Raw genomic sequence first — 19,226 nt, 5'->3', positions numbered from 1 at the left:
CGCCGCCTCATCCGATGATGTCGGTATTGGCCGCCAGGATTTCCTCGGCGGTCTGCCTCAGCCGCGGGAGGAAGCCGATGACTTCCTCGGCACGGTGGAGAAGGTCACCGGTGGAGGTGACACCGAGGTCGGCGACGGCCTCCCGGAACGCCGGGAGACGTGCGAGGTGCTGGTCGGGGGCGTCCGCGGCCAGGACGGTGTGACATCGGGCGAACGTCGCGGTGATCCAGAAGACGGCTTCGCAGTGGTCGCCCCGCTCGATGAGGTGCCGGCTTCCGTCGATGGCGATCGGCCGTGCCGCGGCGGTGATGTCACTGGTGAAGAAGAACGGGGTGCGGGCGACCTGCGCGGCGACGTCGAAGGTGCGGGCCAGCTCGTCCAGATGATGCCCGGTCCTTTCGGCGGACAGCCGCGCGCACCCCAGGAGTTCCAGCAGCTCCGGGTACCGGCGCGCCAGTCCGTGGTCGGTGAGTACTGCGCGCGCCGCCGGGTACCGCAGCCGGACCGTGGGGTTGCGCAGGGCGGCGACCAGCAGGACGTGGGTGGTCACCCCTGTCGGGAACAGCCAGGCCGTCACCTGTTCATGGAACGGCGCCGAGGCGTCGAACGCGGCGAGGCGGGTCCCGATCCGGCGCTCCGCGTCCAGGCATCTGCGACGCACCCAGGACCGCTCGGCGAACCGGCGCGACACGTCAGCCCGCAGCCCGCGCAGATGGCCCGTCGGGTCGTCGATGACCGTGTCGCAGCGGAAGCTCCCTGCCAGGTGGTACGAGGAGAGCACACCGTCCGCCGAGGAGAGGTCGTCCCACGACAGATACGTGACTTCCAGCAGCGCACCGCGGAAGCGGAGTTTGCCGGGCTTGGCGGGCGGGTCAGGCTCGGCGGTGACGACGACGATGTCCACGTCGGAGAAGGGGGACAGCTCGGCGTCGTCCGGCAGACCGACCGTCGAGCCGCTGAAGTAGGCGCCGCGGAAGCCGGAATCGGGCCGGGCGTGCTCTTTGACCCACTGCACCGCGGCTGCTCGGGCTGTACCGACTCTCACACCAAGTCCCCCTGAGTGGGCCCCGGACACCAACCGGTCGGAGTACCGGTCTGATGGAATCAAGGCATGACGAAGCTGCTGCACCGAGTCTTCCACGCACTCGAACGCTTCCACGCCGCCCATCCCTGGGACCACAACGCCCACTACCACCGGTGGATTCTGCGTCAGCTCCCCAGCAGATGCGACAGCGCCCTGGACGTCGGCTCCGGCAGCGGAGAACTCGCCCGGCTCCTGGCGACACGGGCGAAGACGGTGCACGGAATCGACTCGGACCCGGACATCGTGGCCCGGGCCGGTGAACTGACCGTCCCGGCCGCTCCGGTGACCTTCACCGTCGCGGACGCGCCCGCGGGGATACCGCCCGGCCCGTACGACGTCATCACCTGCGTCGCCACCGTCCACCATCTGCCGTTCACCGACGCTCTCACCCACTTCCGCGAGCATTTGGCGCCTGGCGGGACCCTGGTGGTGGTCGGCCTCTCCTGCGAGGCGACGCTCGGGGATCATCTGCTGAGTCTCGCCTCCATTCCGCTGAATGTTGCCATGGCCTTGATCAAGAACAAGGGGCGCAGGGCGCTCCGCCCCGACTCGATGACTGCCAGGACCCGGCCGGCGGAGATGACCTTCTCCGGCATCGTTCGCGAGGCGCGTCAGGTGTTGCCAGGCGTGCGGCTCAGGCGTCGACTGTTCTGGCGCTACACACTCGTCTGGTGCGACGGCTCCGGCGAGAGAGGACTGCGATGAGAAATGAGAGAGGACTGCTCCACTGCTCCACCGGGATGAACTCCTCGAGCCCACGGTGGCAGGACCGCTGCATTGCCGGGCCATACGGGGAGCTCTCCCCGTATAACTGCCGAACCGTCGCGAGATCTCACGAAAGGACCGGCGAATGACACTCGGAGCCGAGGATCGCCTGGCCATCAATGAACTGATCGCCCTGCAATGGCACCTGGTCGATGACGGTGAACTCGACCGACTGGACGAGCTGTTCACCGCCGACGTCGTCTACGACGCCTCCGACCTGGGCCACGGATCGATGCACGGGCTGGAGGCCTTCCGGGACGCGGCCAGGGCGATGGGGCAACGCGGCCCCGTCAGTCACCACGTCACCAATGTCGTCCTCGTCGAGGTCGGTGAGGATCAGGTGCGTGCCCGGTCCAAGGCGATCGGAATCAAGGCGGACGGTACGAGCGGAAGTGTGACGTACGAGGACGTGATCGTGCGCGGTGAGACGGGGTGGCGCATCAACCGTCGCAAGGTTTCCGTACGGCGCGCGCCTGCCGGTGCGAATGACGCGAACAAGCGGCCCGAATGAGATGTCACATGTCCCCGGATGCCGCGGGTGGATACTGACGGCGCCCCTGCACCGGCAGGGGCGCCGCCGCCAACGGATTCCGGGCGACGCGTCAGGCGTTCAGCATCCCCGACGTGTCGATGACCTGGCGGATCGCCCGGCCCGAAGCCAGCTCCTCCATCGCCGCGTTGATGTCGGCCAGCGGAAGCGTGCCCGTGTGCATCTGTTCCACCGGCATCAGGCCCGCCCGCCACAGGTCCAGGAACCTGGGGATGTCACGGCGCGGCACCGCGTCGCCCATGTACGAGCCCAGCAGGGACTTGCCCTCGCCCGCGAACGCCAGGGCCGGGACCTCCAGCACCCGGTCGGGGGCGGGAAGGCCCACCGAGACGACCCTGCCGCCCCGGGCCACGACCGTCAGGCACTCGGCCATGACCTTGGGGCTGCCTACCGCCTCCACTGCCAACTCGGCGCCACCGGAGGTGAGTTCGCGGACCGCCTCGATCGCGTCGCCGGGGCCGTACGCATGCGTCGCACCGAGTCGGATGGCCAGGTCGCGTTTCTCCTGGACCGGGTCGACCGCGATGATCGGATACGCCCCTGCCGCGCGGGCGCCCAGGACCGCGGAGAGGCCTACGCCGCCCAGGCCGTAGACCACCGTCGACTGGCCGGGGCGCAGGGTCGCCGTGTTGATGACGGCACCGGCACCCGTGAGGACCGCGCAGCCGAACATCGACGCGACGGTGAAGGGGATGTCCTTGGGGATCGGCACCACCGACTCCTGGGCCAGCACCGCGTGTTCGGAGAACGCGGAGACGCCCAGCTGGTGGTGGACCGGGTCGCCGGAGGCGTCGGTCAGCAGCGACGGGCCGTGCAGCAGCGCGCCCGAGCCGTTCGCCGCCGCTGCCTGCGCGCACAGGGCCGGGCGGCCCGCCGCGCAGTCGCCGCAGAAACCACAGCTGGGCACGAAGACGAGGGCCACATGGTCGCCGGGGGAGACACGGCCGACGCCCGGTCCGGTCTCCTGGACGACGCCCACCGCCTCGTGACCCAGGGCCATCGGCAGCGGGCGGACCCGGTCGCCGTTGACCACCGAGAGGTCCGAGTGGCAGAGCGAGGCGGCCGCGATACGGACCAGCACCTCGCCCTCGCGCGGGGCACCCAGCTCCAGCTCCTCCACCTCGACCGGGCGGGTCCCGGAGTAGGGGCGGGCCGTCGATATCCCCCGCAGGACCACCGCACGGGTTTTCACGACTGCACCTGTGCACGCGGAGCGCAGCGCAGCACGTCGCGGCTCTCCAGCAGCGGGACGACCTTCCCGAGCACGATCTCCTGGAAGTGCGGGGTTGCGCAGTGCGCGGTGAAGTCCGCCTCGGAGGCGTACTCCTCGTACAGCACGATCGCCTGCGGGTCCTCGATGCCCTGGTGGACCCGGTAGGCGAGATTGCCCGGCTCCTTGCGGGAGGCGGCGGCCATCGTGTCGAGCAGGGGAAGGACGGTGTTCTCCTCACCGGCCTCGGTGCGGTAGCGGGCTACGACCACATATGTCATGGGGGGATTACTCCTGGGGTGCGGCGGGCCTCTTCAGGGCGGCAGGCGGGACGGGTGGCAACTGGTCCCGGCGCAGGTGCCAGAGGCGGGGGTCGGACGTGGCGGCCGCGGCCGACCCGAGGGCCAGCGCGAGCGCCACGTCCGCGGCGGTTTCCACGAAGCCGGCGGCGACCGACGGGGACATCGCGCGTTGTGCCTGCGCGCTCATCCGGGCGACGATCGGGGCGGGCATGATCTCGACCAGGTCCGGTGCCCCGCGCGAGATGGCGTCCGTGGAGCGGCGAAGGTTGGACCGGTCGGTGACGAACACCTTCATCATCGTCAGCAGGCCGAGCGGGCGGCCCTTCTCTATGAGGGAGAGCCGGGTGCTGACCACGCCGTGCGCGCCCATGTTCTTGATGAACTCCAGCGCGCCCCGGTCCTGAGCCAGACCGGGGCTGCTGTCCACGTTCACGAACACGGTCTTCCCCGCCCGGCCCAGCGCCGGCACGACCTGGGGCAGCTGCCCCACCGCGAGCGACGCGAGGATGCACACCTTCGCCGGTGCGGTCAGGAACTGCCGCAGCGGCTGGGTGCCGACGACCGACGCGACGACCGGCACCTCGGCGAAGGCCGAGACGAGCCGGGGGTCGAGTGCGGCACCGGACCGGGACGGGGAAGGAGTCATGGCAAGGGCCTGCCTGGGGAAGGAGGATTCGTGGCTGCTGACGTCAGTTCAGCGGGGACGTACCGAATCGGCTGGGAAGGCCCAGTTTGCCAGGGTTGAGAATGCCGGCCGGGTCCAGGGCCTTCTTCACCGCGACGAACGTCGCGAAGCCCGCCCCGAGGGACTCCTCCAGGTAGGGGCCGCGCAGCAGACCGCAGCCGTGGTGGTGGCTGAGCGCCGCCGCGTGCTCGATGAGTACGGCGTTGGCCGCGTCCCACACCGAGCGGTACCAGTCGCGGCGCGACTCGGGCGCCACGTCGCCGCGCAGCGAGAAGTAGACGCAGGCGCCGTCGGTGTACGCGTGGGACTGGTGGGCCGAGGCGGCCAGGGTGCCGGGCACCGACTGGATCGCGGCGACCACCTCGTCGTAGATGACCGGGAGGTCGGTCCAGGACGCGGCCATCTCCAGGGTGTCGGCGACGAAGCCCGGACCCGGCTTGAAGCCGTCGGCGGACTTGCCGACCAGCATCCGTTCGTCCAGCCAGCGCTCGAAGACCGCTTTGCTGTCCAGCTCGGGGCCGTACGCCCCGCAGACCTCCCTCGCCACCTCGATCGAGGCGTCGACGATGGCGGGGTCGCCCTCGTCGGCGATGAGCAGGAGGTTGGTCTCCGGGTGGCCGAAGTGGGTGCCCGACTCAAGGGTGTCGTACAGCCGCAGGACGGCCGGGGTCGCACCGCGCTGCATGATCCTGCGGCAGGCGTCCAGGCCCTGTGCGAAGGTCTTGAAGCCGAATGCGACGGCATTGGCGTACTCCGGCAGCGGGTGGACCCGCAGACGCGCCGAGACGATGACACCGAGGGTGCCCTCGGAGCCGACGAACAGCTGGCGCAGGTCCGGGCCGACCGCGGCACGGGCGTAGTCGCCGTACGTGGCGCGCGTACCGTCGGCGTGCACGACGTCCACGCCGACGACCATGTCCTCGATCTTGCCGTAACGGGTGGAGAGCTGACCGGCGCCGCGGCAGGCGATCCAGCCGCCGACCGTGGAGACGGCGAACGCGGACGGCCAGTGGCCGGTGGTGACGCCGTACTCCTCCTGGAGCTGCTTCTCGAAGAGGTCGCCGAACATGCCGGCCTGGACGTCCACGATGTTCGACTCGGCGTCGAAGCCGGTGATCCGGTTCAGCCCGCAGACATCCAGGACGACGCCGCCGAAGACAGGGAGCGCCGCGCCCGTGACGTTGGAGCGGCCCGCGGACGGGGTGACCGGGATGCCGGCCTCGTGGCAGATCCGCAGCACGGCCGCGACCTGGTCGGCGTCGGCCGCCTCGACGACCACGGCGTTCGGCGTCGCCGGACGGCCCTCGGTCTCGCCGATCATCGAGCCGGCCCACCAGTCACGGGTCCGGGTGACGACCTCGTCGCGGGAGGTGTGCACCGCGTGCGCGGCCTCGCGCAGCGCCTCGACCACGGTCTCGGGGACCTCGACCGGGTCGGTCTGGAGGGCGGCCTCGCCGTCCCCGATCGGGGTGTTCTGCGCCCACTTGGCGAAGCTGGGGGCGCCGATCGTGTAGTTGCCCCGGTTGAACGGGTGGGTGATGGTCTGACGGCTGATCATGCTGCTGCCCCTTCGAGGAGTACGGACTTTTCATGGCGGACGGCTGCGAGGTACTCGGCGACCGAGCGGTCGGCCTCGGCCTGGGAGAGGTTCAGTTCCTGGCCGAGGATCGCGCCGACGGCCTCGGCTGCGTCGACGGAGGCGTCCCGGGCGAACAGACGGGCGCGCATCCGGCGGGAGAGCACATCGTCGACCGAGCGGGCCAGTTCGGCACGGGCCGCGTACACGACCTCCGCCTTGGTGTACGGGAGTCCCGCGACGATCGGCTCGGCCAGTGCGGGGTCGTCCTGGATCAGGTCGCCGACGAACCGGGCCTCGGTGCCGAAGCGTTCGCCGAGATGGGCGGCGATGCCACCGGATGCGGCGACGGCCTCGGCGTCGTAACCGGCGCCGCCGAGCAGCGGGAGATCGGTGGTGCGGCTCTTCCCCTTGCGGCCGAGGACGCTCATCACCTTGTCGATGACGAGTTCGCCCATGTGGCGGCTGGTGGTGAGCTTGCCGCCGGTCACCGTCACCATGCCGGTGCGGCCGACGGTGATGTGGTGGTCGCGGCGCATGTCGAGTGTCGCGCCCTCCTTGCCGCCGACCAGCGGACGAAGACCGCCGATGGAACCGACCACGTCGTCCGGGGTGAGCTTCCCCTCGAATGCGGTGTTGGCGCCCTCCAGCAGGAAGTCCATCTCCTCACGGGTGCAGTGCACATCGTCCGGGGAGCCCTGGTAGTCCTCGTCCGTCGTGCCCAGCACGACACTGTTGCCCCAGCGGGTGCAGGTCGCGCGGCGGGCCCGGCCGGGAATCGGCACGGTGACCGTGCAGTTGATCCGCACCTTGTCCCACGGCACCACGATGTGGACGCCCTTGGCGGGCCGGACCTGCGGCTTGTGACCGTCGTCCGCCTTCGCGTCGAGTTCGTCGGTCCACACCCCGGTGGCGTTGACGACGGCCCGCGCACGGATGTCGACGGTGTCGCCGTCCGCCGAGACCCGGGCACCGGACACCTTGCCCGTCTGCATCAGCAGCCCCTCGGCCCTGGCACCGTTGAGGACCGTCGCGCCGAGCGCGGCGGCGGTGCGGACGATGGTGAGGACGAGCCGGGCGTCATCGGTACGGGCGTCGAAGTACATCAGCCCGCCCTTGAGGTTCTCGGCACGCAGCGTCGGCGCCTGGGCGAGGACCTCGGGGACGGTGAGCCGCTGGTGGAGCTTGCCGATCCGCCAGCCGCCGACCAGGTCGTACGTCCACAGCAGACCCTCGAACCCCTTGGCGAGGCGGGCGTCGAAGATGCCCTCCTTCTCCAGGATCGGGAAGAGGAACGGCAGCCGGTGCACCAGATGCGGGGCGTTCTTGCGGAAGCGGTGACGCTCCAGGAGCGAGTGGCGGACCAGGTTGACGTTGCCCTGCTCGATGTAGCGCAGGCCGCCGTGCACCATCTTCGACGACTTCGACGACGTGCCGGATGCGAAGTCGTCCTTCTCGATCAGTGCCGCGCGCAGCCCGCGCGAGGCCGCGTCGAGCACGGCGTACGCCCCGGTGATGCCGCCGCCGATGACGAGCACGTCGTACGTGTCGTCGGCCAGCCGGCGCTTGAGGGCTGCCCGGTCGAGCAGCAGGGGCGCTCGGCGGGTCGCCGCGGCGCTGCGCCGCGGTTTCCGGGCGGGCATGGTGATCACAACATCAACTCCTGGTGTTTCGGTGCGGCGGCCGCGTGGTCGGGCACGGGGCGCCAGTGCGACGGTGAGGGGCCGTCAATGGGGGGTGTGAGGCTTGGGTGCGGGATCCTTCAGAGGGAGCAGTGCGGGGTCGTCGAGGTGGGCGATCAGCACGTCGCGCCAGGCGGACCGCTGTGCGGCGCGCTCGGCCCCGGTGATCGCGGGCTCGAAGATCCGGCCGTGCGGCTGCGCCTCGACGACCTCTTCCAGCGAAGACCACAGGCCCTGGGCGACACCGGCCAGATAGGCGGTGCCGCGCAGGCTGGCGGTGGCGGAATCGGAGACCCGCTCCAGCGGCAGGCCGGTCAGGTCGGCCTGGATCTGCATGAGCGGGTCGCTGCCGGAGACGCCGCCGCCGACCCGGAGCCGGGTAAACGGCGTGCCCATGGTGTCGGCGACCCCGTCGATCAGGTCGCACACCGAGTGCGCGATCCCGTCCAGCACGGCGCGCGCGAGGTCGGCGCGGGTGGTGGCGAGGGTGAGCCCGGTGAGGGATGCGGTGGCCTCCGGGTGCCAGACCGGCGTACGGACCCCGGCGAGTGCCGGGACGAAACGCGGGGTGCGGCCCGGCCGGGTGGGGACCCGGCCCGCCTCCTCACCGAGCTCCTTCGGCGATGCGAACAGGCCCAGGTCGTCGCAGAGCCAGCGCAGCGCCGAACCCGCCGTGGAGGTGTAGGCCTCCAGGCTGTAGTGGCTGGTGTCGCCCTGCCGCCGGCCGGGCTGGGCGAGCACCCCGGAGATGTCCGGCCGGGGCAGGGCGGGCGTGGTGCCGGTCGCCGCGTCGACGAAGGCGCCGGTCCCGTACACGCACATGCCCTGCCCGGCGGCGAGACCGCCGAGCGCGACGAGTGCGGCGTGCTGGTCGCCCATGGAGGCGGCCAGCGGGACGGAGATTCCGAGGGCGGCAGGGTCGGTCGTACCGAATCCGGCGTCGTCGGAGCGGAGTTCCGGCAGCAGGTCGAGGGGGAAGCCGAGGTGGCTGATCCACTCCTCGTCCCAGGCGTGCCGCTTCAGTAGATAGCCGCCGGTGGATGCGGCGTTGGTCGGTGTGGTGGCGTGCACGGCGCCGCCGGTGAGGCGCCAGATCAGCCACGTGTCGACGGTGCCGAAGAGCAGCCGGCCCTCGCGGTGGGCGGCGGCCACCTCCGGGTGCGAGGCGATCTGCCGGGCGGCCCAGAGGAACGGGGCGCGGGCGCCGACCGGCCGGCCCTGACGGGCCAGCAGGGCGGCGTCCCACTCGGCTTCGTACGCGGTGAGCTCGGTCGCGTACCGCCGGTCCTGCCACACCACCGCGGGCAGCAAAGGCCGCCCGCTGACCCGGTCCCACAGCATCGCGGTGGCCCGCTGGGTGGAGAGCGCGACCGCGGTGATTGCGATGCCCTCCTCGCGGGCCCGGCCGACGGCCCGGCGCGCCACCTCGACGGTGGCGGTCCAGATCTCCATCGGGTCCTGCTCGACCGAGAGGTCGTCCGGATGGCCGACCTTGATCGACCGGTAGAACACCTCGTGGGCGGCGCCCGAGTCGAGGACGACTCCGGCCCGGGTGCCCGTGGTGCCCTCGTCGATGGACAGCACACCGCGCCGTGGGGCGGCGCCGGGGAACGTCTGCGTCATTGCAGCCCTTTCATTGCGAGCATCGCGAGCTGTGCGGAGGGGATACGGAGGCGGTACGGGAGAGGGGACCATCGTGTGATGTGACGGGTCCGGTGGCCGGTCAGCGCGCGGTCACGGACTCCGCGGATTGCGTCGAGCCGGCCCGGGCGCCGGCCGCGGCCCGGTCCTGTCCGGCGACCTCGTCGGGCGAAGCGGCCTTCGTCGGATCCCACTTGATCGCCAGACAGGTGATCAGGCCGAGCAGCGGTACGACGGAGAGCACCAGGAACGTGTCGGCGAGCCCGAGCGAGTCCTTGATCTGCGGGAAGACGTACAGCCCGACGACACTGCCGAAGCTGCCGACCATCCCGGTGACACCGGTGCCGAGCGCACGGACATCGCTGCTGTAGGAGAGCGCGGCGATGGACTTGCCGTTGGCACCGGGGCCCGAGGAGTGGCAGAGGATGAACAGGACCGGCAGCAGGAATGCCACGGCGGTGGGCACCTTCTCGAAGGTCAGACCCATCGCGAGCAGGGCGACGAAGACTCCGGCGAATCCGGCGGCGGAGCTGAGCCGCAGTCCGAGCCGACGGCCGAAGTACGCGGACAGGAGCCCGCCCGCGATACCGAAGGCGTTGAAGACCATCGAGCCGATGGTGGCCTTCTCGAAGCTCTCACCGAAGATCGTCAGGCTGATCAGCGGGAGGTACCAGCCGACCGCGAAGTACTGCATCGACTGCCCGAGCGATATCACCGAGGAGAGGACCGTGCGCGGCAGGTAATCGCCCTTGAAGAGCAGTCCGGCCTGGCGGAACCCGATGGCGGGAGCGTCGGTGGCGGCGCGGGTCGCCTCGTCGGGATTGCCGGCGACGGCCTTGATCTTGTAGATCCTGTCCAGATTGACGACCGCCTCGTCCAGACGGCCCTTGCTCGCCAGCCAGGTGGGGCTCTCCTTGAGCATCAGCCACTGGCCCACGAGCAGCGCGGCGGCGACGACCGCGGCCGAGCCGACCGACCAGCGCCAGATGTCCGCGCCGACGTCCAGGTTGAAGAAGAGCAGGGCGAGCGCGAGGTTGCTGGTGGTGGCGACGTACCAGACCGCCTGCCACAGGTTCAGCCGGCCACCCAGTTTCGCGGGGGTGTACTCGGCGAGCAGCGCCATGGCGACAGCGAAGTCGATGCCGTACGCGACACCCACCAGGACCCGGCCGAACCAGACGACGGTGAAGTCACCGGCGAAGGCGGCGAGCAGGGCGCCCGCGATGGCGAACACCTTGGCGATGAGCAGCGGGGGGACGCGGCCGATCCGGGTGGCGAGCCAGCCGCCGACCGGGTTGAAGATGATCGCCAGGGCCGGAGCGGTGGCCGTGAGGATCGAGACCTGGGTGCTGGTCAGCTCCATCTGGGACGTCATCGGTCCCAGACCGGCGCTCAGCGCGGCATTCGAATAGGCGTCGAGAAACAGCCCGCCGAACACGAGAAACCAGATGACTTGCGCCCGGCCGGTGATCTTTCCCAGCCCATCGATGAGCGCAACGACGTCGGCGACGCCTTTGACGCTCGGACGTTGTGCCATGAATCCGCCTTCGAGGAAGACCCATCGGCGGCACGGGGAGCACAAAAAAACAGGCATGACGAAACCACCGACAGGTGGTCTATGTCTGTGCCTGTCAAAACACTGCGGAAAGCGCCGCAGCACGTGAACTGCAAGAAGTACGTACTACGCAGTGAGGTTAAGAACGAGTCAGGAGAAACGTCAAGGGTTTCCGGCAGGTTACTCAAACGTGACGCGGGCCTTGACGATGCTGGTGGGAGTGTGCTCCAGCGGCCTGTGACGGCCCCCGGAGCACCATCCGTGCCCGGTCAGGCCGCAGCGGTCGCCCGCTTCGGTGCGGCGGCCGGCTCCGGGGCGGACAGGTCGTCCCGGTGACTCTCCCGCGTGGGGGAGATGGCCACGGCGCTGACCACGCAGACGCCCGCCAGGACAGGGAGACGGTGCCGGTGTTGGTGCCGCCGCCTGCCGCGGAGAGCAGGCTGGTGACGATCAGCGGGGCCGGTCCGGCGCCGAGCGTGGTGGCCGGCTGATAGCCGAGCGAGGCGCCCGTGCAGCGGGCCCGGGTGCCGAACATCTCACTGATGAAGGCGGCCATGGGCCCGTACATCGACGCCTGGAGCAGCAGGTTGCCCATCAGACTCATGGTCAGCACCAGCATCGACTCGCGGCCGACCCGGTCGCCGAAGTGTCCGAAGACGATGCCCCCAGCGGGCGCGCGACATAGCCGGCGGCGAGGGTGCCGAGCGCGGCGGCGGTGCCGGTCATCGGGTCGAGGCTGGAGAAGAACAGTTCGTTGAAGACCAGCGAGGCTGCCGCTCCGTAGATCAGGAAGTCATAGAACTCGATGGCGCTGCCGACAAAGCTCGACAACGCGACTCTGCGGGCCTGGGAGTGACGCACGGCATCGTCGGTGGACATGCGGCGGCTGCGAATCGTGGACATCGCGGAGGAGCCCCTGACAGCCTCCATGTGCATATTGCGCACGCTTGCCTGTAGATAACGAACGCAATCGGGGCGTCATGGTGTCCTGTCAAGGGTTGTGAGGGCGGGAGGGCGATGCGCGGCACGAGACAGGGAAGCGCGAGCGGCATGCGAAAGGCGGGGTGGTGCGTGATCCGCACCACCCCGCCCGCGCCCGTGAGGTTTTCGTCAGTGCCCCAACTGCAGCGCCGCCCAGGTGTTCGCCCCCACGACGCCGTCGGTCGTCAGGCTCCGGCTCGCCTGGTAGCTGCGCACCGCCGTCGCCGTCGCCGTGCCGAAGCTCCCGTCGCTGCCGACAGTCGAGCCGAGCGCCGCGGTCAGCGAGCGCTGGAGCCGCTTCACTCCGTCGCCCGAGTCGCCCTGCTTGAGGGTGGTCGTCGGACCGGCCGACAGCAGCGAGGTCCAGGTCCTGTCTCCCACGACGCCGTCGGCCGGCAGTCCGTGGTTCGCCTGATACGCCATCACCGCGTTCTTCGTGGCCGGGCCGAAGCTGCCGTCCACCGCGCCCACCATGTAGCCCTGCTCGCTCAGCAGCTGTTGAACCGCCTTGACCTGGGGGCCCGTCGAGCCGCTCCGCTGGGTCGCGTACGCGGTGAAGCTCAGCGCGTCACCGCTCTTGCCGCCGCCGGTGCCCCCGCCCACCAACTGCATATAGCGATTCCAGTCCCAGTACGGGCCCGGGTCCGTGTGGTCGTTGCCCGGTGCCTCGCTGTGCCCGATGATGTGCGCCCGGTCCTTCGGGATGCCGTACCGGTCGCAAAGGTGGCGGGTCAGGGCCGCCGAGGAGCGGTACATCGTGTCCGTGAACCAGGAGGGGTCGTCGATGAACCCCTCGTGCTCGATGCCGAGCGCCGAGGCGTTCTGGCCCCGTGCGTGGTATGCGGTGTCGCTGTCGCGCACCATCTGGGTGATCTGGCCGTCGGAGGAACGCACCACATAGTGGGCACTCACCTCGGCCGTCGGGTTCTGGAACCAGCTGATCGAGCCCGCGTACGAGCCCTGCGTGACATGGATGATCACCTTGTCGATCTCGGCCGTCCGGCCCACGGTGAAGTTGTTCGCATTGGCCGGAACCCACAGGGCGGACGGGTAGTCGGTGCTCTGTGTGCGTACGTCGGTGGTGTCGAACGAGCCCTTCTGCGGTGAGACCGGACGGGCCGTCACCGAGATGTGCTCACCGCCGGGGACGGTGGCGTAGAGCCCGTGGGCCAGGAAGGTGTACACGGCGTCGGCGTAGAGGGTGGCGGCGGGTCCCGTCGAGCCGCTGTACCGGGCGACGGCCGGGTACCAGGTGTTGACGTCGTCGCGCTCCCGGTCGTCGAGGCCGAGCTTGTCCGCGTAACTGCGCAGCACCGCCGCGCCGCCCAGGATGTTGGCCTCGGTGTCGGTGCGGAGGTCGGCGAGGGGTTCGCCGGTGAGGGCGGCCGCTCGCTCCAGCGTCGGGTTCGTGGGGTTGCTCACCAGGTGCATCACGCCGTACCCGTTTGCCTGGCTGGGGTGCCCGGAGTGGCCGTCGAGATGGGTCTCGCCGTACCCGACGGCGGCGAGCAGATCACGCGGTACGTCGAACTTCGCGGCCGCCTGTGCGAACGCCCGGTTCATGGAGTGGTCGTCGGCCGGGGCGGCGAGGGCCGGGCTTCCGGTCGCGGCCAGGGCCGTGGCGGCGAGGGCCGCTAGGACGGATGCGCGGCGCTTTGTGTGGGCGGCGGCTCGTCTGGGCATACCTGCTCCTGCTCTGTGGGGGAGAAGAACGGCCCCCGGGCCCGAGTGGGGTGGGCCGAGGGGCCGAAGCCCGCACAGGGTATCGGCGTGTCCAGGGCATGACAATCACTTGATCGTGTGTCGAACTCCCTTTCACTCCAATGCAGTTGAGGCGCAGGTCGGGGCCCTGTCGGGTGACCTGTTCGGCGGTCACCCGGCAGGGCCGACGGTCGTCGACCGTATCGGCTCGACGCCTGATGATCGTGGCCGGATGCCGGGCCGCCGACACCGGCCGGCCCGGACCGCGCTGAACACCCGGGGCCGGGCCGGGCGCCGTCCTACCAGCGGTCGCGGTGGATGACGTCCGCCACCGGACGGCGCCGGACCGGACCGAAGTTGCCCTGCGGCCACCCGACCGGAATGGCGGCGAAGGTGTGCATGTCCTCGGGGATGCCGAGGGCCGCCTTCCACTCCTGTTCCAGCATCAGGTGCCAGATGGTGATGTTCGCCGCGAGCCCCAGCGCCCGTGCGGCAAGAAGGATGTTCTGCACACCCGGATAGACGCAGGAACCCTCGGCGAGCGCCTGGAAGCGTGTCCGGGTGTTCATCATGTGCTCGGTCCCGGCCGGGCCGAGCGCCTGCGCGGAAGCCAGCAGCCCCTCCTCGTCCAGGCGCGGCTCCGGGAACCGGTAACAGGGGACGATCAGTGCGGGTGTATCGGCGAAGTGGTCACGCTGGTACTCGATCGCGGCGACCATCCTGCCGTACGCCGAGTCGTCCATGCCCTTCGGCGCGTACTTCCCGGTGGTCGCGAGATAGGCGTCCACGCACCGCTTCCACAGCGGCGCGAGGCGCGCCATCACCTCGCGGTCGGTCACCACCACGTACTCGTAACACTGCATGTTGCCCCCGCTGGGGCCCCAGACGGCAGCCTGTACGAGCTGCTCCAGCGTCTCGTCGGGCACCGGTTCCGACTTGAGGCGGCGCATGGCACGCATGGTGGACATCGTCGGAAAGAGCGCAGGTCCCTCGGTCCCGGCCGCGCCTATCGGCATATTTGTCGTCATGATCGCGGAGTTTACGGGCGAAGCCCCGGCAGGGGGAGGCATGTTGGCCGGTCTCCGGGCGGCGGCCCGCACGATCCGCCTCCCGCAGTCGCGGCGGTGCACCGGGCGTGAGAGGCGGGTCCGGGCAGTCGGTGCGGGCCGGCCCTGATCCACATTTCGACGCAGGTGGGGCCGCCCGGCGACCGGACGTCCCCACCTGCGGCTCGCGCGCTCGCGCAGACTTCGGAGGTCAGTGCCCGCCGTGGCCCGGGGCGTTGACGTCCACCCGTACGATCTGCGGGTCGTGGTCGCTCGCCTGGTCGGCGAACTCCGCGTTGATGTGCACCACGTCGTAGTCGAAACGGCGGACGCCGGGGCTGGTCAGGATGTGGTCCAGCGTCTGCGAGTTGCCCTCGTACACATAGCTGTACTGCTCGCTCGCAGGCAGCGTGGTGATCAGTGGCTTGAGTACCTCGCCGCTGGTCAGCGCGTCCATCGTCGGGGAGAAGGCGAAGTCGTTGAGGTCGCCGAGCGTGATGACCCGGGCCGAATCGTCCGCGGCCAGCAGGGACTTGACGAAGGTGTTCACCTCTGCCGCCTGCTTCACCCGCTTGGTCTCCGAGCTGCGCCGCGGCTCCTGGTACCGGCCGTGCAGGGGCTGGTCGCCGCCCTTGGAGGTGAAGTGGTTGCCGATCACGAAGACCGGCTTCCCGTGGAAGCGGAACTCGCCGACGAGCGGCTTGCGGCTGTCGGCCCACGCGTCACTGGTCGGGGCGATCCGGCCGGGCGACGCCGAGAGCGTCACCCCCTTCTTCGTCTTCACCGCGGTCACGGCGGTGGTCGCGTCGCCGCCCGCGCGGTCCACGAAGTCGACCCTCTCGGGATTGAAGAGGAAGACGTTGCGGATGTTGCCGCCGGGTTCGCCGCCGTCCCTGCCGTTCTCGGGGGCGACATACCGCCATGCGTACTGCGGACCGCCCGCGGCGACGATCGCGTCGGTGAACCGCTTCAGCGTCGCCTCGGAGCCGACCGTGCCGTCGTTCACCGCACCGTTGTCGTCCTGGATCTCCTCCAGCGACACGATGTCCGGGGAGGAGAGGTTGGCCGCGACGCCCTCGGCGAGGGTGTCGAACTTGGCCTGCTCGTCGAGGGCGTCCAGGTTCTCCACGTTGTACGTGGCGACGGCGAGCTCCTTGCCCTTCTGCTTCCGGGTGACTTCGCGCCCGAGGTTGTTGTCGGTGAGCGTGCCGAGCTCGGTGGCCTGGAGGTTGTAGCCGCCGAACGACGCGTAGTCCATGACACCGGTGGTGGCGCCGGACAGCACATCGCCCACGTCGGCGACAGGGACGGGCCGGTCCGGGTCGAGCGACATCACCTTGATACGGCCGGTGTTCTGGTCGTCGTAGGAGGAGTAGAGCGTGCCGCCCCGCCGGGTCCGGTTCTCGTCCGGCTTGACGCTCACCCAGACCTCGTCGTACGCGGTCGTCGCACCCGTCACCCGGGTGTCGGAGATCTCGACGCGAGTACCTTCGAGCGACTCGTAGAGATCGAGGGCGTACGCCGACGGGTCGAGGGTCAGCGAGTCGATCGAACCGCCGTCCGCCGAGGGGACGTAAGCGTCCGGCACCGAGGCCGCATCGAGCACGACCGGGGCGGGCAGCGCGTTGCCCGAGGACAGGACCGTCGTCTTCGGGGCGGTGATCTCGGTGATCGACTGGGTGGTCGACGACGGGTAGTACTCGTCCACCTTGCCGCTGACCAGCACCGAGTCGCCCACGGCGACATCCGGCGTGGTGGAGCCGGTGTGGACGAACACGCCCTCACCGGTACGGGCGTCCGTGTCCGGCGCGGTGTCCTGGATCCAGAAGCCGCGTGAACCGGTGGTCCGTACGCCGGTGACGATGCCGGGGACACCGGTCACCGGGCGGCCCTCCAGCGGCGACACACGGGTGGTGCCCTGGATGTCGTGGATCCGGACGGTGCCGGGTTCGGTCGGGCCGCCGGGGTCCTGCGGACCGGAGCCGCCGGATGTCTCACCGGCCGAGTTGACCGGTGCCGGGGTGCCCGCGGTGAGGTCGGCGGCGTTGTTGTCGGTGTCGACGAGGGACGCACCGCGCGCCACCGAGGACGTGTTCGATGCCCCCGTCGCCGGGCCGCTGCCCTCACGTACGACCGCGGAGCCGTAGCCGACGAGATCCACGATCCGTGTGTCGGCCGCGCAGTCGGCCGCTGTCTTGCAGGTCAGCGGAGTCGTGCCGGAGACCAGCGCGACGGTTCCGCCGCCGGCCGCCATCGCGACTGTGCCGGTGGCGTCCGGCGTCGGCAGGGCGACGGTGCCGCCGGTGCCCGCGGCCTCGGCGACGAGGTAGCGGCCGCCGGGGGCGACGGACCCGCTCAGTGCGGAGACCTGCCACAGCGAACCGGCGGAAGGAGAGGCCGGCAGATACTGCACGCTGAAACCGGACAGGTCGTACGAGGCGGAACCGGCATTGGCCAGTTCGATGAAGTCCCGGGTGAGCGTCGCACCCGAGTTGCCCCCGCCGCCGTACACCTCGGAGATCACGGCGGTCGAGGACGGAGCCGCGAAGGCGGCGGGCAGCGCGGTGGCCGAGAGCGTCACGGCGACGGCGCCGGCCAGCAGGACGGAACGGGGTCTGGATATGTGCACGGTGGGCTGCTCCCGAAGTGTGGTGAGGGCAAAAGCTATGCGCGTAGAACCGGCCGTGACAAGACATCAGAAGTTAATTCCAGAAATCGTTCCGGCGGCCCCGGAGCGATGGGGCGAGGAGCGTGGAAGTGTGGTGGGTGTCTTCGGGCCGGCCCCGCTCGGCATGCAACCAAAAGGTTGCCTATGCTGCAAAGGGGCCGAGAACGCGAACAGGCGATGGTGACCGCGATGGCGGCGATGGACCCGATATTCAAGGCGCTCGCCGATCCGAGCCGCAGGGAACTGCTCGACCGGCTCAACGCCCGTGGTGGTCAGACCCTGCGCGAGCTGGGCGAGGGCCTGGGCATGAGCCGGCAGGCGGTGAGCAAACACCTGGCGGTGCTGGAATCCGCGCTGCTGGTCACCGCCGTGCGCCGGGGCCGGGAGAAGCTGCACCACCTCAACCCGGTGCCGATCCAGGAGCTCGCCGACCGCTGGATCGGCCGATATGAATGCCACCGCCCGACCGCGCTGTCCCCACTCGAACAGACCCTGGAAGGAACGGTCATGGACAAGCCCGAGTTCGTCTACGTCATCTACATCCAGACCACCGCCGAGAAGCTCTACCAGGCGCTGACCGATCCCGAATTCATCGAGATCTACATGGGCGGTTACGGTCCCGAGTCGACCTGGGAGGTCGGCGCGCCGGTCCGCTGGAAGATGGACCCCGACGGCGAGTTCGAGGAGGTCGGCCAGCGGGTCCTGGAGGCGGAGCCCGGCAAGCGGCTCTCGTACACCTGGCACACCCTGCAGCCCATGCACCGCCAGATGTTCGACTTCGCCTCGGACGAGGAGTGGGACAAGGCCGTCCAGGAGCGGTCCGAGGTCACCTTCGACATCGAGCCGGCCGAGGAGCCCGAGATGGGCATCAAGCTGACGATCACCCACGACGGGTTCGACAGCCCGGACAGCAAGATGCTGGAGGGTGTCAGCGGTGGCTGGGTCGTGATCCTCTCGTCGCTCAAGACCCTTCTGGAGGGCGGGAAGTTCCTCGACGAGCCGGCATGACGACCAGGCGGTCCGGCGCGCGCCGCGGCAGCGCAATGCGCGGGCAACACGCGGCAGGCGCAGGCGCGAACACCTGACTGTGCGTCAATCGATACTGTGCGTCAATCGATTGGCCGGCTCGGCGGCGGCCACGGTCACCGTACCTTTCGCCGGTACGGCGGAACGCTCTGCGGCCCCGCGCCCCGCCAACCCGCTGTTCGAGACCGTCGACCGCGGCGACGGTCGCCTCGGCATCGGACTGGCGGAGCTCCCGTGACGGCTGTCTCCTGCCCTCGGCTCAGGCTCCGGGTACCCGGTCGAGGAAGCCGCTGACCGAAGTGATGCGTCCGTCGTCGGCGAGTGTGACTACGTCCGACCCGGCGACAGGCGCCGAGCCGTCGGCGGTGGAGACCAGTTCCCAGCTGAAGCGCACGATGTCGTGGTGCCCGTCCGGGGTGCCGGTCAGCCGGAACTCGAAACCGGGGAACTGCTGATGGGCCCCGTTGATCGCGGCCGTGAGCTCCTCGTGGCCACGCACATCGGCCAACGGGTCGGTGTAGGTGGCGCTCTCGGTGAAGGCGGCCGCGACGGCCTTCTCCAGGTCCTCGGGGGTGGCCGCGTTCCAGGCGACGAAGTAGCGCTGAACGGCGTCCTCGTATGCGGTCATCGTGCTGTCCTCTCCTCGCTTCCCGGCCTCTGGGGCCGGGCTCCCGTGTGCTCGTGAGGAACACGATGTCCGATGGCGCGGAAGGCGTCGATTACCTCCGAGGTCATGGTCGGAGCGCCGCCGGTG

General features: G+C 70.0%; 16 protein-coding genes and 1 pseudogene. 4 read left to right on the top strand and 13 right to left on the bottom strand.

Annotation, left to right across the window (positions count from 1 at the left end; genetic code table 11):
* Positions 1 to 7: 7 nt before the first annotated feature.
* Positions 8 to 1,045: a hypothetical protein gene (locus tag NRF20_RS10170; protein ID WP_398629953.1), complete on the bottom strand. Its 1,038-nt coding sequence runs from the start codon at positions 1,043 to 1,045 to the stop codon at positions 8 to 10.
* A gap of 66 nt (positions 1,046 to 1,111) precedes the next feature.
* Between NRF20_RS10170 and NRF20_RS10165 the strand changes: the two genes are divergently transcribed.
* Together NRF20_RS10165 and NRF20_RS10160 are read left to right on the top strand one after the other, a co-directional pair.
* Complete coding sequence (locus NRF20_RS10165; protein ID WP_398629954.1) at positions 1,112 to 1,789, top strand: class I SAM-dependent methyltransferase; 678 nt, start codon at positions 1,112 to 1,114, stop codon at positions 1,787 to 1,789.
* Between the two features lie 145 nt (positions 1,790 to 1,934).
* Positions 1,935 to 2,360: a nuclear transport factor 2 family protein gene (locus NRF20_RS10160; RefSeq protein WP_398629955.1), complete on the top strand. Its 426-nt coding sequence runs from the start codon at positions 1,935 to 1,937 to the stop codon at positions 2,358 to 2,360.
* Between the two features lie 91 nt (positions 2,361 to 2,451).
* On the opposite strand, the gene NRF20_RS10155 is transcribed toward NRF20_RS10160, so the two are convergent.
* From NRF20_RS10155 to NRF20_RS10105, 11 genes and pseudogenes are all read right to left on the bottom strand, one after another.
* Positions 2,452 to 3,591, bottom strand: a complete 1,140-nt coding sequence (locus tag NRF20_RS10155; RefSeq protein ID WP_413752446.1) for a zinc-binding dehydrogenase — start codon at positions 3,589 to 3,591, stop codon at positions 2,452 to 2,454.
* Positions 3,588 to 3,890, bottom strand: coding sequence for a putative quinol monooxygenase (locus tag NRF20_RS10150; protein ID WP_398629957.1), 303 nt, complete (start codon positions 3,888 to 3,890; stop codon positions 3,588 to 3,590). The genes NRF20_RS10155 and NRF20_RS10150 overlap by 4 nt, the downstream gene beginning before the upstream one ends.
* A gap of 7 nt (positions 3,891 to 3,897) precedes the next feature.
* A complete protein-coding gene (locus NRF20_RS10145; protein ID WP_398629958.1) occupies positions 3,898 to 4,557 on the bottom strand; it encodes a glycerol-3-phosphate responsive antiterminator in 660 nt (219 codons plus the stop codon).
* Positions 4,558 to 4,600: 43 nt separating this feature from the next.
* On the bottom strand, positions 4,601 to 6,154 hold the full coding sequence (locus NRF20_RS10140) for an FAD-binding oxidoreductase (protein ID WP_398629959.1): 1,554 nt from the start codon (positions 6,152 to 6,154) through the stop codon (positions 4,601 to 4,603).
* The gene (locus NRF20_RS10135; protein ID WP_413752445.1) at positions 6,151 to 7,824 is read right to left on the bottom strand and encodes an FAD-dependent oxidoreductase; all 1,674 of its coding nucleotides are present in this window, start codon (positions 7,822 to 7,824) and stop codon (positions 6,151 to 6,153) included. The genes NRF20_RS10140 and NRF20_RS10135 overlap by 4 nt, the downstream gene beginning before the upstream one ends.
* 75 nt (positions 7,825 to 7,899) lie before the next feature.
* Positions 7,900 to 9,477 carry an FGGY family carbohydrate kinase gene (locus tag NRF20_RS10130; protein WP_413752444.1) on the bottom strand — a complete coding sequence of 526 codons (1,578 nt, stop codon included), beginning with the start codon at positions 9,475 to 9,477 and terminating at the stop codon, positions 7,900 to 7,902.
* Between the two features lie 100 nt (positions 9,478 to 9,577).
* Complete coding sequence (locus NRF20_RS10125) at positions 9,578 to 11,032, bottom strand: MFS transporter (RefSeq protein WP_413752443.1); 1,455 nt, start codon at positions 11,030 to 11,032, stop codon at positions 9,578 to 9,580.
* A 607-nt stretch (positions 11,033 to 11,639) separates the two neighbouring features.
* A pseudogene (locus NRF20_RS10120) lies at positions 11,640 to 11,929 on the bottom strand (MFS transporter); the annotation flags it as partial.
* A 231-nt stretch (positions 11,930 to 12,160) separates the two neighbouring features.
* Positions 12,161 to 13,714: a peptidoglycan-binding protein gene (locus tag NRF20_RS10115; protein WP_413752442.1), complete on the bottom strand. Its 1,554-nt coding sequence runs from the start codon at positions 13,712 to 13,714 to the stop codon at positions 12,161 to 12,163.
* 317 nt (positions 13,715 to 14,031) lie between these two features.
* Positions 14,032 to 14,760, bottom strand: a complete 729-nt coding sequence (locus tag NRF20_RS10110; protein WP_413752441.1) for a nitroreductase family protein — start codon at positions 14,758 to 14,760, stop codon at positions 14,032 to 14,034.
* 229 nt (positions 14,761 to 14,989) lie between these two features.
* Positions 14,990 to 17,407: an endonuclease/exonuclease/phosphatase family protein gene (locus NRF20_RS10105; RefSeq protein WP_413752440.1), complete on the bottom strand. Its 2,418-nt coding sequence runs from the start codon at positions 17,405 to 17,407 to the stop codon at positions 14,990 to 14,992.
* A 237-nt stretch (positions 17,408 to 17,644) separates the two neighbouring features.
* Between NRF20_RS10105 and NRF20_RS10100 the strand changes: the two genes are divergently transcribed.
* Together NRF20_RS10100 and NRF20_RS10095 are read left to right on the top strand one after the other, a co-directional pair.
* The gene (locus NRF20_RS10100) at positions 17,645 to 18,454 is read left to right on the top strand and encodes an ArsR/SmtB family transcription factor (RefSeq protein ID WP_398629989.1); all 810 of its coding nucleotides are present in this window, start codon (positions 17,645 to 17,647) and stop codon (positions 18,452 to 18,454) included.
* Positions 18,455 to 18,533: 79 nt separating this feature from the next.
* The gene (locus NRF20_RS10095) at positions 18,534 to 18,710 is read left to right on the top strand and encodes a hypothetical protein (RefSeq protein WP_413752439.1); all 177 of its coding nucleotides are present in this window, start codon (positions 18,534 to 18,536) and stop codon (positions 18,708 to 18,710) included.
* A gap of 21 nt (positions 18,711 to 18,731) precedes the next feature.
* Here the strand turns inward: NRF20_RS10095 and NRF20_RS10090 are convergent, their stop codons facing one another.
* Positions 18,732 to 19,100 carry a nuclear transport factor 2 family protein gene (locus NRF20_RS10090; RefSeq protein WP_398629967.1) on the bottom strand — a complete coding sequence of 123 codons (369 nt, stop codon included), beginning with the start codon at positions 19,098 to 19,100 and terminating at the stop codon, positions 18,732 to 18,734.
* Between the last annotated feature and the right edge of the window lie 126 nt (positions 19,101 to 19,226).

Source organism: Streptomyces sp. R-74717, from assembly GCF_047305335.1.
Classification (GTDB): domain Bacteria; phylum Actinomycetota; class Actinomycetes; order Streptomycetales; family Streptomycetaceae; genus Streptomyces; species Streptomyces atratus.
This window is presented reverse-complemented; position numbering and strand designations above follow the sequence as displayed.

Coding starts and splice junctions, on each gene's coding strand:
- NRF20_RS10165 (WP_398629954.1), top strand. CDS start 1,112: ATGACGAAGCTGCTGCACCGAGTCTTCCACGCACTCGAACGCTTCCAC.
- NRF20_RS10160 (WP_398629955.1), top strand. CDS start 1,935: ATGACACTCGGAGCCGAGGATCGCCTGGCCATCAATGAACTGATCGCC.
- NRF20_RS10150 (WP_398629957.1), bottom strand. CDS start 3,890: ATGACATATGTGGTCGTAGCCCGCTACCGCACCGAGGCCGGTGAGGAG.
- NRF20_RS10145 (WP_398629958.1), bottom strand. CDS start 4,557: ATGACTCCTTCCCCGTCCCGGTCCGGTGCCGCACTCGACCCCCGGCTC.
- NRF20_RS10140 (WP_398629959.1), bottom strand. CDS start 6,154: ATGATCAGCCGTCAGACCATCACCCACCCGTTCAACCGGGGCAACTAC.
- NRF20_RS10130 (WP_413752444.1), bottom strand. CDS start 9,477: ATGACGCAGACGTTCCCCGGCGCCGCCCCACGGCGCGGTGTGCTGTCC.
- NRF20_RS10125 (WP_413752443.1), bottom strand. CDS start 11,032: ATGGCACAACGTCCGAGCGTCAAAGGCGTCGCCGACGTCGTTGCGCTC.
- NRF20_RS10115 (WP_413752442.1), bottom strand. CDS start 13,714: ATGCCCAGACGAGCCGCCGCCCACACAAAGCGCCGCGCATCCGTCCTA.
- NRF20_RS10110 (WP_413752441.1), bottom strand. CDS start 14,760: ATGACGACAAATATGCCGATAGGCGCGGCCGGGACCGAGGGACCTGCG.
- NRF20_RS10100 (WP_398629989.1), top strand. CDS start 17,645: ATGGACCCGATATTCAAGGCGCTCGCCGATCCGAGCCGCAGGGAACTG.
- NRF20_RS10090 (WP_398629967.1), bottom strand. CDS start 19,100: ATGACCGCATACGAGGACGCCGTTCAGCGCTACTTCGTCGCCTGGAAC.